This is a genomic window from Acidobacteriota bacterium, assembly GCA_030697165.1.
Taxonomy (GTDB): domain Bacteria; phylum Acidobacteriota; class Vicinamibacteria; order Vicinamibacterales; family UBA2999; genus 12-FULL-67-14b.
On sequence record JAUYQQ010000015.1, the window covers coordinates 484,239 to 498,150 of the forward strand.

The following is a 13,912-nucleotide window of genomic DNA, read 5'->3' on the forward strand; positions in this document are numbered from 1 at the left end:
GCTAGGGTTCTACGTCGCTCGGGCGAACTGCACTACCAGAGCACGGACGAAAGCACGACCGCGGTCGCGACCGCAGCGGCCAGTTGCAGGCCCAGTTCGGCGCGCTCGCGAAGGAAGATCGTGCCGGCAGCGGCTAACCCGACGGCAGCCGCGAGAAAGCGCCAGTAGAGTTCCTGGACCTGCCCTTCCTCGGTCGTGGTCGGAGCCTGGCGCCGCCCAGCGTCGATGATCGCGTTGGCGATGTCGCGTTCGGGGTCGCGATCCAGCTCGAAGTACTGCCCGCCACCGGCGGCGGCAATGCGCTGCAACGATGGCCGGTCGAGCCGCGACCGGCCGGGCGATGGCACGGTAACGCCGTCCGCGTCCTGGCTTTCCGGCAGCATCCCGCCCGCGAGCGTGCCGACCCCGATCACGTGGAGCGGCACACCCGCCTGGCTGGCCAGTTCGATTGAGCGAGCCACCTCACCGCTCCATGATTCGCCGTCCGAGAGCAGCACGAACAGCTTTGCGTTGGGCGAGGGGCCATGGAGCTCGCGGTCCTTGGTCAGCAGGCGCAGGCCCCAGGCAATGCCCTGCTCGAGGTTGGTGTCCCACGTCGTGTCCTCTTCCAGGCGAAACGGCGGACGGCCGCTCAGGTGATCGAGGAAGAAGAACACGGTGTTGGGATCGCGCGTCAGGCGGATCTGCGGTGTGGCGATGTGCGCAAACACCGTCAGCGCCACGCGATCATCGTTCCAGCTGAGGGAGTCGCCCAGCAGCCGCAAGAAACTCATCGCCCGTTGCCAACGATTACCCGCAACATCCTTCACGTGCATCGACGCCGAACCGTCCTGCAGCACCACGATATCGACACCGGCACGGCCGACGACCGTCGTCACGCCCTGCGGACGGGCGGTGGCCACGATCACGGCCGCCGTGGCGAGAATCAGGCAGAGCCAGAACGGCAGGTCGCCCGCGAGGCCGAACCGCTCGCGAACCGGGACCGAGCGATGCTCGCGCAGCCGGCGCAGATCCGACCACCGGCGGACGACGCGCCAGACCCACGCGACCAGCAGCAGGGCCGGCGCCGCCAGCAGCCACAGGAAGGGTGGCGCGCCGAACTGGAGGCCTTCGGGCACTTATCCCTTTCTCTGGATCTTGCCGCCCGGCGTGGCCTCGGGCTGTGCTTCGCGATCGCCGTATTCCATGGGCGCAATCACCTGGAACTCTTCGGTCTTGGCATCGGGCGGCGGCCCACCGGGAAGGCCGTGAATCGTGTTGCCCTCGGGCAGGTCCCCGGGACGAGGCCGGGTCGCCGCCACCGGCGCCGCCACGGTCTTGCCAGGCACTCGCGAAGCAATCTGGTCGCGAACCCGCGATACGAACTCGTAGTTGTAGGCCGCCTCCACGTGCCGCGGCGACGCCTTCAACACATCGGCATACGCCTGGAGCACGCCGTCGAGACGCTGCACCTGCTCCTGCTGGGGCGCGGCGGGTCCGCGCCGGCTGGCCCTGAACGCGGCGTTCGCCTTCGTCCACAGCACTTCTGCGTCCACTTCCTCGGTGCGCTCGTCGATCACATCGTCGTAGCTGCCGATCCAGTAGGCGACCCTGGCGCGAATGCGGCGAATGTCGTCCGACAGGCTGCCGGCCTCACCGGGCAGATAATCGGAGATTGATGCCGACGGCGTCAGGGAGTCGTCGATCTGAAACTGCAGCGTGGCCATTTGCTGCCGGGCATCGGCCACCCGCGCTGCAAGACGCGCCTCGGACCACGACAGCCAGGCGGCGGTGAACAGGAGGCCGGCGATCAGCATGCGGACGAGGACGGTTCTATTGATCATGGCAATTTTCCAAACCACGGGGTCGTGAGCTTGAGTCCGGCGGCGGCGGTCCACAGCGCGGCGGCGGCCAGGGCGAACAGGCTATAGCGCGCCTGCTGGCTCGAGTACTGGCGGGTTTCGATCGTACCGGCCGCCTCCCGGTCGATGTCTTCCACAGCGGCGATCAGGGTCGCCTCGTTCTTCGCCACATAGTAGCGGCCGCCGGTCCGCTCGACCGCGGCCTGCCACTTCGCGTCGGGAATGCCCTCGCCGAACTCCTTGTTGTAGTTCGTGCGCACGAAGAACAGCGGGATCTTGTTGTCGCTGGCACTCTTCAGGATGTCGTCGAGGCTGCGGCCTTGCACGATCGAGGTGGTGTCCTCGCCGTCAGTGAAGATCACCATCAGGTTGCCCGAGGCCTCGAGAAAGTTGAAGGCCTTGAAGATCTCGATGCTTTCTTCGAGCGCGCTGGCGATCACGGTGCCCGATTCCGGAAACTGCGAGAACTCGACCGGGTCGCCAATCAGCGCCATGCTCAGCAGCAGGTTGTCGTAGTCGCTCGTAAACGGGGTGATGACGTAGGCGCGGCTGCCAAACTCGACGAGCGCCATCAGATCGCGGCGGCGGCCCTGGCGCCGCAACTGGACGAAACGTTCGGCGGCGGCGATGGTGGTGAAGAAGGCCGGCTGGACGTCGCTGCGCGTGTTCAGCGTCGCGGCCGTGAACGAGGTCTGCATGCTGTCGGACGCGTCGATCATCAGGGCGATGCGGCGACCCGGGTAGGTTACGTTCTCCACCACGAGCGCCGAATACGGATCGGCCAGCGCGAGCAGCGCAAACGGCAGCGCGGCGACACCCAGGACCACCGGGAGGTGCCTCGTCCAGGCAAGTCGAGACCCCGGCCATGCTTTTAGCAGTGCCGGCAAGACCACCTGGCCGCGGCCCGGCTGCCGGCCCCTGGCGGCCCGTATCAACAACAGCAACACCGCGACGCCGACTACCGCCAGCAACGCCAGGCGGCCGGTATCGCGACGCCAGAACTGCAGGCCGGCGAAGTCGAACACCGCCCACTCGGCGGCGACCGCCTGGGCGACGGCGGTCAGCGCTGCGACCACCACGTTCCTTGGGCGCCGAAGCCTCGGCGAAGGCGGCTCCACAGGTTGCGCTCGCTCTGCAATTGGCCGGCGACTTCGGTCGCATGCCGCGCCGCCTCGTTCAGGACGGCCGCGTCACGAACCGGCGCCTGGCAGTACGACGCGGCGGTCAGGACCGCCAGCGCCGACTGCAGGCCTTCCAGCTGATGCCGATGCGACATCGACACTTCGTCGGCCAGTTGCGATCCCGCCAGGGCGACGTCGGTAGCGGTCACGGCGCTCGAGACCGCGGCCCGCATGGCCTTGATCCGTCCGTGCGTCACGGCCAAGCGCCCTTCCGGCGCAGCGGCACCCGCGGTCAGCTCTTTCTCGCTCACTGGGTGGCGAATCGCCAGCGACGCCACGACGCGAACGGCCGCCAGCGCACGGGCGACGAGGGCATCGGTCCAGCCCCCGGCGCCGGCGGCCGACTGGACGTCGGTCAACTCCCGGGCCGCACGCGAGGCCACGGCGCGTGCGGGCAGGCGGTTGGCAGCGGCCGGACCGGCGGCGCGGGCCCCGCGCGCCAGCGGCACCAGCGCCAGCACCGCGACCACGACGCCAACCGCCGCCAGCGCGACGGCGAGCAGCTCGAACATGCTGCCGCGGAAGCGGAGGGCCTCCACCGCGCCGAGGCTGGCGTCCGAACCGTCACGAATATCGGCGGCCTCGGCCGGCACCAGCGACAGCACCTTGATCGGCAGCGCCGGCATCAGGTACGTGAGGTCGCGGCCCTCGAGCGCCGCCGCCGCACCGACGCGGCTGTGCACACGGTACGGAATCGACAGTGCCGGAACGTTGACGTCGTGGCCAATCGCGTCGGGGCTGATCAACCGCAGCTGGTAGTGGTACTGGAAGAACCGCCGCTGCTGGCGGTGGACGTCAGCGGGATGCGAGCCGCCGAGGATCTCGAACGGCGCCATCTGGATCGACGCCACGCCGAGCCGCGATTCGTCGGCCACGACCTGCATCGACGGGGTCTCGATCACGGCGCAGGTCAGCACCACGCTGAAAGCTTCACCGATCGTGATCGCCCCGGCGCTCGATTGCCACCAGCAGCGGATCGGATCGACCCCGGCCGGCTCCTGGCTCTGCGCCGTTGTAGCGTCCGCCTTCAGGCGGACCTCACCGCTCAGGGTCAACGCCGCCACGAACAGCAACACGGTTCTCATGGCACCGGCACCTGGTCGATGACGTCGCGAATCACGGCTTCGGCCGTCAGGCCGTGGGCCGCGGCATGCGGCCCGAGCCAGATGCGATGGCTGAGCACGAACGGCGCGAGTTCCTGGATGTCTTCGGGATAGACCTCGGCGCGGCGGTGCTGCAAGAGCGCCCACACTTTCGCGAGGCGGCTCCAGCAGATGATGGCGCGTGGCGATGCGCCCAGGTCCACGCCGCGCTCCACCAGTTCCGACACCGAGTGGTGCCGCCAGTCGGTGTCCTCGTTGTACGGCCGGGTCGCGGCGACCAGCCGCTGGATGTACTTGCCCAGCCGGTCGTGCAGGAACACGCCCTCGCTGATCACGCTACGCAGCTGGACGATTCGGTCCTTGGCCAGCAACGGGTTGAGCCGGACCTGCTTGAAGTCGAAGTTGACCAGCTTTTCCTCTTCCTCAGACGGCAGGTAGCCAATGTTCACCATGGCCGCGAACCGGTCGGTGGCCGCTTCCGAGAGCGGGAACGTGCCCTGCCCCAGTTCCACCGGGTTCATGGTGGCAATCGCGAAGCTGAATGCCGGCAGCTCGTAGGTGGACTTGCCGACTGTAATCGTGCGGTCCTGCAAGGCTTCGAGAAACGCGCTTTGCGACTTGAGCGGGATGCGGTTGATCTCGTCGAGCAGGATCACCTCGGCCGACGCCATCGGGCCGAACTCGGTCACCAGCTCGCCGGTGGACGGGTTGATCATCTGGAACCCGACCACCTCGGTCGGCTGCAGGTCGGCGCGGCCCTGGATGCGGGCGAACCTGGCGTCGCTGATCGCCGACAGGATCACGCCGAAGAACGTCTTGCCGACGCCGGGCACGCCGCGCAGCAACAGGTTGCCGGCGTTGACCTGCCGCTCGCTGCGCTTGTCGTACGTGGTCGGGATCTCCGAGAGCAAGACGACATTGGCCACCGCCTTGGCGGTGTCGTAGCCCACCAGCGCCTTGCTGCCTTCGGCAATGACCGCGACGTGAAAGTCGATCGCCTCCTGAAGCTCTGCGTGCACCTAGTTGTGCCCGCCCTGAATCTGCCTGGCAACTTTCTCGACGTCGGCCATCACGCGCAGCAGGTTGCCGCTCCAGATCTTGCCGATCTGCTCTTCGGTGTAGCCGCGCCGCACCAGTTCCAGCGTGACGTTGAACGTTTCTTCGGCGCCGTTCCAGCCGGTGACACCGCCGCCACCATCGAAGTCCGACGAGATGCCGACGTGATCGAGGCCGATCTTCTTCACCAGGTAGTCGATGTGGTTGACGAAGTCGGCGACCGTCGCCCGGGGATCGCCCGGCGTCTTCTGGTCGATCTCGGCCATGCGCGCGAGGTACTGCGTGCGCTGCTCAGGAGTCAGGCGGTTCATGGCGCCGCCACCACCGCCGCCGCCCGTGCCCGGGCCGCCGCCCTGGCCCTGCGCCGGCAGGTTGAATTCCTTGCGCAGCGCGGCGATCGCCGCCGCCCGCTCGGCTGAATCCGGCTTGTTGATCTTCACGTAACTGGCGAACGCGACCGTCTGCACGACACCACCGTTCTTCTTCAGTGCCTGCAACTCTTCGTCGTCCAGGTTGCGGCTGTGGTCGGCGAGGGCGCGCGCGGAGGAGTGCGAGGCCATCACCGGCGCCTTTGACAGCGCCATGGCCTGCAGGTTGGCGGCCTTCGACGGGTGCGACAGGTCGACCATGATGCCCCACTTGTTCATCTCGGCAATGGCCTGCTTGCCCAGTTCGCTCAGTCCGTTGTGCAGCCACTTGCCGTCGCGTTCACCGGTGTTCGAATCGGCCAATTGGCTGTGGCCGTTGTGCGCCAGCGACATGTAGCGGCCGCCACGATCGTAGAACTCCTTCACGCGGGAGATGTCGGTGCCGATCGAGTAGCCGTTCTCGATGCCGATCAACGCCACCTTCTTGCCGGTTTTGGCAATGCGGGTCACGTCGGCCGCCGTGAGCGCCAGCTCGATCTGCCCGGGCGCGATCTCTTTGGTCAGGTGATGCACGGCGTCGAACTTCGCCACCGCCTGCCGGTAGGCGCCGTCGTAGCCCTCGGGCGTCAGCGGCCCCTGGCCGACATAGACAATGAAGAAAGCGACATCGAGACCGCCTTCGATCATCTTCGGCAGGTTGACCTGCGTCGGGAGCCGCTGCGTGTAGTTCACCTGTCGCGTGAAGTTGGTCGGATTGATGTCGGCGTGCGTGTCAAGCGTGATCACGCGCTCGTGGATGGCCCTGGCCTTCGCCACCAGCGCGGCATCGGCGCCAGCCTGGGCCAGGGGCCGCGGGTCAGCCAGGCTCACGAACAGAAAAAGGGCGGCGGAAAACGAAACCAGGCGGGTCATGGAATCTCCTGAGGCGGAGATCCTACCATCCCGGGCCAAACTGAGAGAGGATCAGCGGCAGATGGATGAGGCACGCGCCGCGCTCCTGTACCGGGAGGCCGACGCCGGGCGCTGGAGCTTGCCGCCGGCGGCGTTCGCCGAGGCGCTGGCCCGCAGCGCAGCCAAGGCGTTCGGCGCCCGGACACCGGCGTCTGGCGACCTCGAGCGATACCTGGCCACGCTGCACCTGACCGACCTCGCCCTGGCAACCGCCTGCGCGCTCGGCCACGACGAGGCGTGGGACCACTTCGTCAGCGAGTTCAGGCCCGCCCTGTACCGCGCCGCCGACGCGGTTGCCCCCGGCGGCGGCGCCCGGGAAGTCGCCGATGCGCTGTACGCCGACCTCTATGGCCTCAAGGAACGCGACGGCGAACGGCGTTCGCTCTTTCGCTACTTCCACGGCCGCAGCAGTCTCAGCACCTGGCTACGATCGCTGGTCGCTCAACGCTACGTGGACCGCATTCGCGAAACGCACCGGCTCGATCCGCTGCCAGACGCTTCGTCTCCGACCGCCCTCCCGTCCCGGCCCGCGCCGCTCGATCCGGACCGGCGGCGTTTCGCGACGGCCATGCGGAACACGCTGGGCCTGGCCATCGCCGCGCTGGCACCGCGCGACCGCCTGCTGCTCGGCTGCTACTATGCGCAAGAGATGACGCTCGCCCAGATTGGCCGGCTCACGGGCGAACACGAAGCCACCGTGTCGCGCCACCTCGCGCGCATGCGCCGCGCGTTACGTGTGGCGATCGAGCAAGGCTTGCGCGCGGCCCACGGGTTTGGCGAAGCCGAGATCACCGAGTGTTTCGCCAGCCTCTCAGCCGACGCCGGCCCGCTCGATCTGCACGAATGGCTCGATCCGGAGGCGGCGCGCAAGAAACCCCGCGTCGTTCGTTCCAGTCAAGAGGACCCCTCGTGAGCCCCGATCGCGATCGCTTGCTGGAGGACGCGCTCAAGCACGAGCTGCGGACGACGGGCACACCGACCGCGGCCGATGCCTGCCTCGACGCCGAGACCCTCGCGGCGTGGGCGGATGGCGGACTGGACCCCGCGTCTCTTGCCATGGCCGAGGCACATGCCTCGAACTGCACCCGCTGCCAGGCGCTGCTCGGGACCTTGGCACAAACCGTCCCGGCGGCGGCGGTCCCCGAACCCCGCACGGCGCGCCTGTGGCGCTGGTGGTTCGCGCCCCTCGCCGCCACCGCGGCGGCCGTGACGGTGTGGATGGTCGTGCCGCAGGGTCGGTTGACCGCACCAGCCGCCCCAACGGCCGCCGAATCCACCGCACCAGAGGCGAAAACCGAGGCCAGCACCAGCAGGGAAATAGCCGAGGCCCCCGCGGCACGGGCCGAAGCCGTGGCCCCCAAGCGCGAGGCCCAGGTCTTTGAAGCCCGCGAACGCCCGGCCGAGGCGGCCAAGGTCGCCGATGCGGTGGCTGAAGGACGGGTCGCAGAGGCCGCCCCTCCAGCCGCACCGCAGGCCGCCCTGCGCTCACAGATTGCCGCGCCGGATGCGCGGGTCACGGCGCGATCGTCCCCTTCACCCGACGTCATCTGGTCCGTGGGACCTCGCGGGATGGTCTTGCTGGCAACCGATGGCCGCACCTTCCTGCGCGTGCCGTTCCCGGAAACCGTGGACCTGACGGCCGTGACGGCGGCGGACGAAAGCCGTGCCGACGTGACGACCGCCGACGGCCGCGTGTTTCGAACGGCCGACGGCGGCCGCACCTGGACCCGGCCGTAGGGCGGCCGTGGGGCTCGCGCCTTCCACCTTCGCCAAGGCTACGGCGGACAGGCCGGCGCTCGTCGGGGTCGCTCGCTTACGCTCGCATCCTGGGGCTCACTTCGTTCGTAGGGAAGGCATCTCCCCCACGAGCGAGCGAGGCGAGCCCGCCCTACGATGGGCGCGACTTGTCCCGCCGAAGCCTTGCGGCGGAGGCGGAAGCGCCCGAGCCCGACAAGCGCCGAAGGCGCGAGCCCCACCGGCTGCAAGAAACCCCAGCCGGCCCGTTCTAAGGGAAAGGGGCCATCACGGCCCCGCTTCTCAAGGAGCGGATCCAATGTCTGCACGCACCTCTCTCGCGGCTCTCACACTCGTCGCTGGCGTCCTGTTGATGCGGCCCGACGCCGAACCCACACTACTGGCCGGCGAACAACCTGATCTCACGACCACGCTCGATGACCAGCACGAACTCGCCCTCACGGTCTACAACTCCGACATCGCCCTGGTCCGGGACGTGCGCAACCTGCAACTGGCGCGCGGCACCGGCAACCTGCGCTTCATGGACATCGCGGCGACCGTGAACCCGGCCACCGTGCACTTCCGGTCGCTGACCGACCCGGCCCGCGTGCGGGTGCTGGAGCAGAACTACGAGTACGACCTGCTCGAGCCCGACAAGCTGTTGCGGAAGTACGTGGGCCGCGAGGTCATCCTCATGCGTAACCGGCAGGAGGGCGGGTCCACGCGGCAGGAAGAAGTGAAGGCGACGCTGCTCAGCTACAACGCGGCGCCGGTCTGGAAGATCGGCACCGAGATCGTCACCGGCATTGGCGCCGACCACATTCGGTTCCCCGAGCTGCCCACTACGCTCTACTCGCGCCCGACGCTGATCTGGACCGTCGCCAACGACGGCGAGGCGCGCCATCGCGTGGAGGCGTCGTACCTCGCGAGCAAGCTGGCCTGGAGCGCCGACTACGTGCTGACCGTCGCGCGCGACGACACGGCCGCCGACCTCAACGGCTGGGTGACGCTGACCAACGGTAGCGGCACGGCGTTCCGCAACGCGAAGCTGCAACTCGTGGCAGGCGACCTGAATCGCGTGCGCCAGCAACTGGGCAAGATGGCGATGCAGATGTCGGATCGGCACGTCGCCGAGGCTCCGGCCGCGAACATGGCGCAGGAGCCCTTCTCGGACTACCACCTCTACACGATGCAGCGAAAGACGACGATCAACAACCACCAGACCAAGCAGGTCAGCCTGCTCGAAGGCACCGGCGTCCCGGTCGTCAAGCGCTACGTCGTCGAGGGGCAAAATTATTACTACCACAACCAGCAGCACCCGGGGTCGCCGATCAAGGACCTGGTGCAGGTGTACTACCAGTTCAAGAACGAGCAGAAGGGCGGGCTCGGCATTCCCATGCCGGCCGGCGTGTTGCGCGTTTACCAGCAGGATTCAAAGGGCGGCACGCAGTTCGTCGGCGAAGACCGCATCACGCACACGCCGAAGGACGAGACCTTGAACGTGAAGATCGGCAACGCGTTCGACGTGGTGTGCGAGCGCAACCAGGTCGACTTCCAGAAGGTCGCCGGCAACACCTACGAGTTCGAGTACGAGGTGACCCTCCGCAATCACAAGGCTGGCGCGATCGCAGTGGCAGTCAACGAGCCGCTGGGCGGCTCGTGGCGAATGATTCGGTCGTCGCACCAGTGGACCAAGACCGCCGCCTGGACGGCGCAGTTCACGGTGCCGGTGGCGGCCGACGGCACGGCGGTACTGAAGTACCGCGTGCGCGTCACGTACTAGAAGCTGGCGAGCGCCTGTTCTTCCGAGTCGTAGGTGTCGAAGACGGTCAGCAGCTTGGTGATGGTCAACAGGTCGGTGATGCGGCTGGTCAGGTTGGCCAGCTTCACCGCCCCGTTGGCCTTGCGGGCGGCCATCGAGCAGCGGACCAGCTCGCCCAGGCCGCCGCTATCCATGTAGTTGACGCCGGCCAGGTTGAGAAGCACCTTGGTCTGGCCCTGGAACACGACACTGGCCACCTTGTCGCGCAGCAGCGCGGCCCCGTCGTCGATGGTCAGCTTGCCCTGGAGGTCGAGAATTGTGACGTCGCCAATCGTGCGCTCGTTGATTTGCATGCGGAATCCCTTAACGGCCCGGACGCACCCGGGAGATGGTGAGACGATTCCGCTGGCTGGGGGGCGGCGTCTCGCACGGGGAGTTTACCTCATCCCGGAGCGGCGCGCCTCACAGCGGTTGATACAACTGGATGAGGTTGCCGCACGTGTCGGCGAACACCGCGACGGCAACCGGGCCCAGGTTCGCCGGCTCTCGCGTGAACGCGACGCCGCGGCTCCTGAGCCGGGCGTACTCAGCGTCGAGATTCGCGACTTCAAAAGCCGTCAGCGGGATGCCCTGGGCGAACATCGCCTCCTGGAACGCCTTGCCGGCAGGATTGGCGTTGGGCTCGAGCGACAACTCGAGGTCGTCGGGCCCCTCGGGCGACGTCACCGTGATCCAGCGGTACTCGCCGGCGGGGATGTCGTGCTTCTTCTGAAAGCCGAGCACGCTGGTATAGAACGCGACGGCCTTGTCCTGATTGTCGACCATGATGCTGGTCAGCTTGATTCGCATGATGTCCTCCTTACCTCGCCATCAGCCTAGTCAACGGCGGTAAGCGAGGCTTCTCGAAAACTGCGAAAGGCCGATGCCGGCAGGTGCGCCATCAGGCTGAGGCAACCGGGCACGAGGACCGGCGGCAGGGCGCCGGGTGTGGTGCCAGAGCCAGCGACCGACACCCGAATCCGCTTCTGATACGCGGACGGCGACTCGCCAAGCCGCTGCGAAAACAAGGAGCTGAAACTCCCCAGGCTCGAGAACCCGACCGCCATGCACACGTCGGTCACCGAGTGCTGGCCGGCGGCCAGCAACAGCCGCGCGCGATCGAGGCGCGACTGGATCCGAAACTGGTGCGGGGTCGCGCCGAACACGGCCTCGAACTGGCGGATGAAATGGAACGGCGAGATGCCGGCTTCGCGGGCCACCCGCTCGACGGTGAGCGGGTCGTCGTGCACCTCGACCAGGCGGTCGCGAGCGTGGCACAACCGCCGGAACGACTCATGTCTCAACAGCACGCGTCCTCCTAGTATGGGACGTCGATCAGGCGATCGTGGCCATGGTGCATGTCGTTCTCGAGCAGCGCCAGCAGGGCCTTGGCGATCGGGCCGGGCCGGCCGTCGCCAATCCTGGCGCCGTCCCATTCCACGATCGACGCGACCTTGATCGAGCTGCCGATCAGCATCATCTCGCGCGCGGCGCGCGCTTCCGCCACCGGGATGTCGCACACTTCGACGCCGCCGAGCAGCCCCTGCGCGACCAGGGCGGGCGCCAGTTCGAGGAGACGCAGCGAGGTGCAGCCCGACAGGATGTGATCGAACTTCGGGTGGCGGAACACGCCGTCGGCGGTGACGAACGCCACGTTCATGTTCGAACTCTCGCCGACGTTGCCAGAGCCATCCAGGAAGACGCCGTTATCGAGTCCCGCCTTCTTCGCTTCCATCTGCATCAGGACGTTGGGCAGGTAGTTGGTGCTCTTGGTGATGGCATAGAGCGGCGGCTTGATCGGCAGGGTCGTGGTCATCACCTTCAGCCCTTCGGTCGTCCAGCGCTCGGGATAGGCGAGACCGCCAAAAATCATGACAAAGAACCCCGGCTCCGCGCCGGCCGCCGGACTCAACTCGAGGCTGCCTGGCCCCGACGACAACCAATAGCGGATCGAGCCGTCGCGCCTTCCGCTGAGCGCGGTCGTCTTGATGATGATGTCGCGCATCTGCTCGCGGCTGCCGTACAGCGGCAGGTTCGAGTGCCCGGCGGAACGCACGAAGCGATCGAGGTGGGCCTCCAAATCGTAGATCCGGCCATTGACGATGCCGGCGGTATCGAAGATGCCGTGGCCGCGGTGAACCATGTGATCGTCGAACGGAATCACCATCAGCGCCGGGTCGGTCACCACGCCGCCAAGCTGGCTCGAATAAAACGCCGTGTAACTGACCGGTTGCCGCTCACGCAGGGCGCGGAGCCCGGTGAGAATTGCTTCGGCGCCCAGGAGGAGTGGCGGGCTGGCGGTAGCGGACATTAGCCGACTCTAACATGCGACTGCGGAGCCCGACCCGGCGCGCATTGCGCAAAGAAAGGAGGCAGGGTGGCCTTTTGCGTGGCGACTTCCCGTATACTCGGCCCGCTCCCCGTGACCCTCGGTCTTCACTGGAAGGTGACCATGTCTTTGACCCGCTCGTTCCCGCTCCTGTCCTGGTCCGTTCTCCTGGCCTCAGGGTTGTTCGTGTCGGTGGCCGGCCAACAACCCGATACGCCAGCTGCTGTGGGCAACCAGGTGCTGGTCCAGTTTTCCGCGGATTCCACTTCGGCCGAGCGCGCGGCCGCGCGCGGGCGCATTCGGGCGGCCCGAGAAGAGGTCGTGGTGGCGGCGGGCCGCCGCGACGACGGCAAGGGTGACCTCGAACTGCTCCGGTTGCCGCCCGGACTGGCGGTCGCGGCGGCCATTCGCGGCCTCACCGGCGATGCCGCGGTGGAATTCGCGGAGCCCAATTGGATTTACCAGCACGGCGCCACGGCCACCGACCCTTACTTCACCAACGGTTCGCTCTGGGGTATGTACGGCGATGCCTCGTCGCCCGCCAACCAGTTTGGCAGCCAGGCAGCAGAGGCGTGGGCGGCGGGCAATACCGGCCAGGGCGCGGTTTACGTCGGCATCATCGACGAAGGCGTCATGCGCACGCACCAGGATCTGACCGTGAACGTCTTCATCAACCCGTTCGACCCGGTTGACGGCATCGACAACGACGGCAATGGCTACGTCGACGACATCCACGGCTGGGATTTCGACGGCAACAACAACTCGACCTACGACGGCACCCAGGACGACCACGGCACGCACGTCGCCGGCACGATCGGCGCGGTCGGCGGCAACGCCATCGGCGTCGCCGGCATGAACTGGCAGGTCACCATGATCCCGGCCAAGTTCCTGGGCCGGCGCGGCGGCACGACGGCCAACGCGATCAAGGCGGTCGATTACTTCACCGATCTGAAGACGCGCCACGGCTTCAACATTGTCGCGACCAACAACTCGTGGGGCGGCGGCGGCTTCTCACAGGGCCTGCTCGATGCCATCAACCGGGGCGGCAACGCCAACATCCTGTTCGTTGCGGCGGCCGGCAACGGCGGCAGTGACGGGGTCGGCGACAACAACGACACGACCGCCAGCTATCCCTCCAACTACCAGTGCACTGCCAACGGCACGTATGACTGCGTCATCGCGGTCGCCGCCATCACCAGCGCGGGCGCGAAGTCCGGCTTCTCGAACTACGGGGCGGCAACCGTCGACATCGGCGCCCCCGGTTCGGGCATCTATTCGACGCTGCCCGGCAAGGGCAACAGCTCAACTTACGGCTCCTACAGCGGCACGTCGATGGCCACACCCCACGTGACCGGCGCCGCCGCGCTGTTCGCGGCCCGGAATCCGGGGGCGACGGCGGCCCAAATTCGGAGTGCGATCCTCGGCAGCGCAATTCCGACGACATCGCTGGCCAACCGGACGGTCACCGGCGGCCGCCTCAACGTCGGCGGATTCTGATTCGCTCGCGGACTCGACAACCCCGAAACGGCGGAGCGGCGAAGGCCGCTC

At 67.5% G+C, this 13,912-nt stretch carries 14 protein-coding genes; 4 read left to right on the forward strand and 10 right to left on the reverse strand.

What is annotated here, in order from left to right; all coding sequences use genetic code 11:
• Positions 1-32 precede the first annotated feature (32 nt).
• The 6 genes from Q8T13_15775 to Q8T13_15800 are packed head-to-tail and all read right to left on the reverse strand — an operon-like array spanning position 33 to position 6,461.
• Positions 33-1,118: a VWA domain-containing protein gene (locus Q8T13_15775; GenBank protein ID MDP3719220.1), complete on the reverse strand. Its 1,086-nt coding sequence runs from the start codon at positions 1,116-1,118 to the stop codon at positions 33-35.
• A complete protein-coding gene (locus Q8T13_15780) occupies positions 1,119-1,823 on the reverse strand; it encodes a hypothetical protein (protein MDP3719221.1) in 705 nt (234 codons plus the stop codon). It lies immediately after the preceding gene.
• Positions 1,820-2,917: a vWA domain-containing protein gene (locus tag Q8T13_15785; protein ID MDP3719222.1), complete on the reverse strand. Its 1,098-nt coding sequence runs from the start codon at positions 2,915-2,917 to the stop codon at positions 1,820-1,822. The genes Q8T13_15780 and Q8T13_15785 overlap by 4 nt, the downstream gene beginning before the upstream one ends.
• Positions 2,902-4,107, reverse strand: a complete 1,206-nt coding sequence (locus Q8T13_15790) for a hypothetical protein (GenBank protein MDP3719223.1) — start codon at positions 4,105-4,107, stop codon at positions 2,902-2,904. The genes Q8T13_15785 and Q8T13_15790 overlap by 16 nt, the downstream gene beginning before the upstream one ends.
• Complete coding sequence (locus tag Q8T13_15795) at positions 4,104-5,144, reverse strand: MoxR family ATPase (protein ID MDP3719224.1); 1,041 nt, start codon at positions 5,142-5,144, stop codon at positions 4,104-4,106. The genes Q8T13_15790 and Q8T13_15795 overlap by 4 nt, the downstream gene beginning before the upstream one ends.
• The gene (locus Q8T13_15800) at positions 5,145-6,461 is read right to left on the reverse strand and encodes a dipeptidase (protein ID MDP3719225.1); all 1,317 of its coding nucleotides are present in this window, start codon (positions 6,459-6,461) and stop codon (positions 5,145-5,147) included. It abuts the gene before it with no gap.
• A gap of 61 nt (positions 6,462-6,522) precedes the next feature.
• On the opposite strand from Q8T13_15800, the gene Q8T13_15805 reads away from it, so the two are divergent.
• The 3 genes from Q8T13_15805 to Q8T13_15815 all read left to right on the forward strand — a co-directional run bounded on the left by Q8T13_15805 (position 6,523) and on the right by Q8T13_15815 (position 10,017).
• Positions 6,523-7,413: a sigma-70 family RNA polymerase sigma factor gene (locus Q8T13_15805; protein MDP3719226.1), complete on the forward strand. Its 891-nt coding sequence runs from the start codon at positions 6,523-6,525 to the stop codon at positions 7,411-7,413.
• Positions 7,410-8,237, forward strand: coding sequence for a hypothetical protein (locus tag Q8T13_15810; protein ID MDP3719227.1), 828 nt, complete (start codon positions 7,410-7,412; stop codon positions 8,235-8,237). The genes Q8T13_15805 and Q8T13_15810 overlap by 4 nt, the downstream gene beginning before the upstream one ends.
• 316 nt (positions 8,238-8,553) lie before the next feature.
• A complete protein-coding gene (locus Q8T13_15815) occupies positions 8,554-10,017 on the forward strand; it encodes a DUF4139 domain-containing protein (GenBank protein ID MDP3719228.1) in 1,464 nt (487 codons plus the stop codon).
• On the opposite strand, the gene Q8T13_15820 is transcribed toward Q8T13_15815, so the two are convergent.
• The 4 genes from Q8T13_15820 to Q8T13_15835 all read right to left on the reverse strand — a co-directional run bounded on the left by Q8T13_15820 (position 10,014) and on the right by Q8T13_15835 (position 12,346).
• Positions 10,014-10,349: an STAS domain-containing protein gene (locus tag Q8T13_15820; protein MDP3719229.1), complete on the reverse strand. Its 336-nt coding sequence runs from the start codon at positions 10,347-10,349 to the stop codon at positions 10,014-10,016. The genes Q8T13_15815 and Q8T13_15820 overlap by 4 nt on opposite strands.
• A 109-nt stretch (positions 10,350-10,458) precedes the next feature.
• Positions 10,459-10,845: a VOC family protein gene (locus Q8T13_15825; protein ID MDP3719230.1), complete on the reverse strand. Its 387-nt coding sequence runs from the start codon at positions 10,843-10,845 to the stop codon at positions 10,459-10,461.
• Between the two features lie 26 nt (positions 10,846-10,871).
• The gene (locus tag Q8T13_15830; GenBank protein ID MDP3719231.1) at positions 10,872-11,345 is read right to left on the reverse strand and encodes an AraC family transcriptional regulator; all 474 of its coding nucleotides are present in this window, start codon (positions 11,343-11,345) and stop codon (positions 10,872-10,874) included.
• Between the two features lie 8 nt (positions 11,346-11,353).
• Positions 11,354-12,346 carry an aminotransferase class IV gene (locus Q8T13_15835; protein ID MDP3719232.1) on the reverse strand — a complete coding sequence of 331 codons (993 nt, stop codon included), beginning with the start codon at positions 12,344-12,346 and terminating at the stop codon, positions 11,354-11,356.
• Between the two features lie 141 nt (positions 12,347-12,487).
• On the opposite strand from Q8T13_15835, the gene Q8T13_15840 reads away from it, so the two are divergent.
• Positions 12,488-13,861, forward strand: a complete 1,374-nt coding sequence (locus Q8T13_15840; protein ID MDP3719233.1) for a S8 family peptidase — start codon at positions 12,488-12,490, stop codon at positions 13,859-13,861.
• Positions 13,862-13,912: the final 51 nt, after the last annotated feature.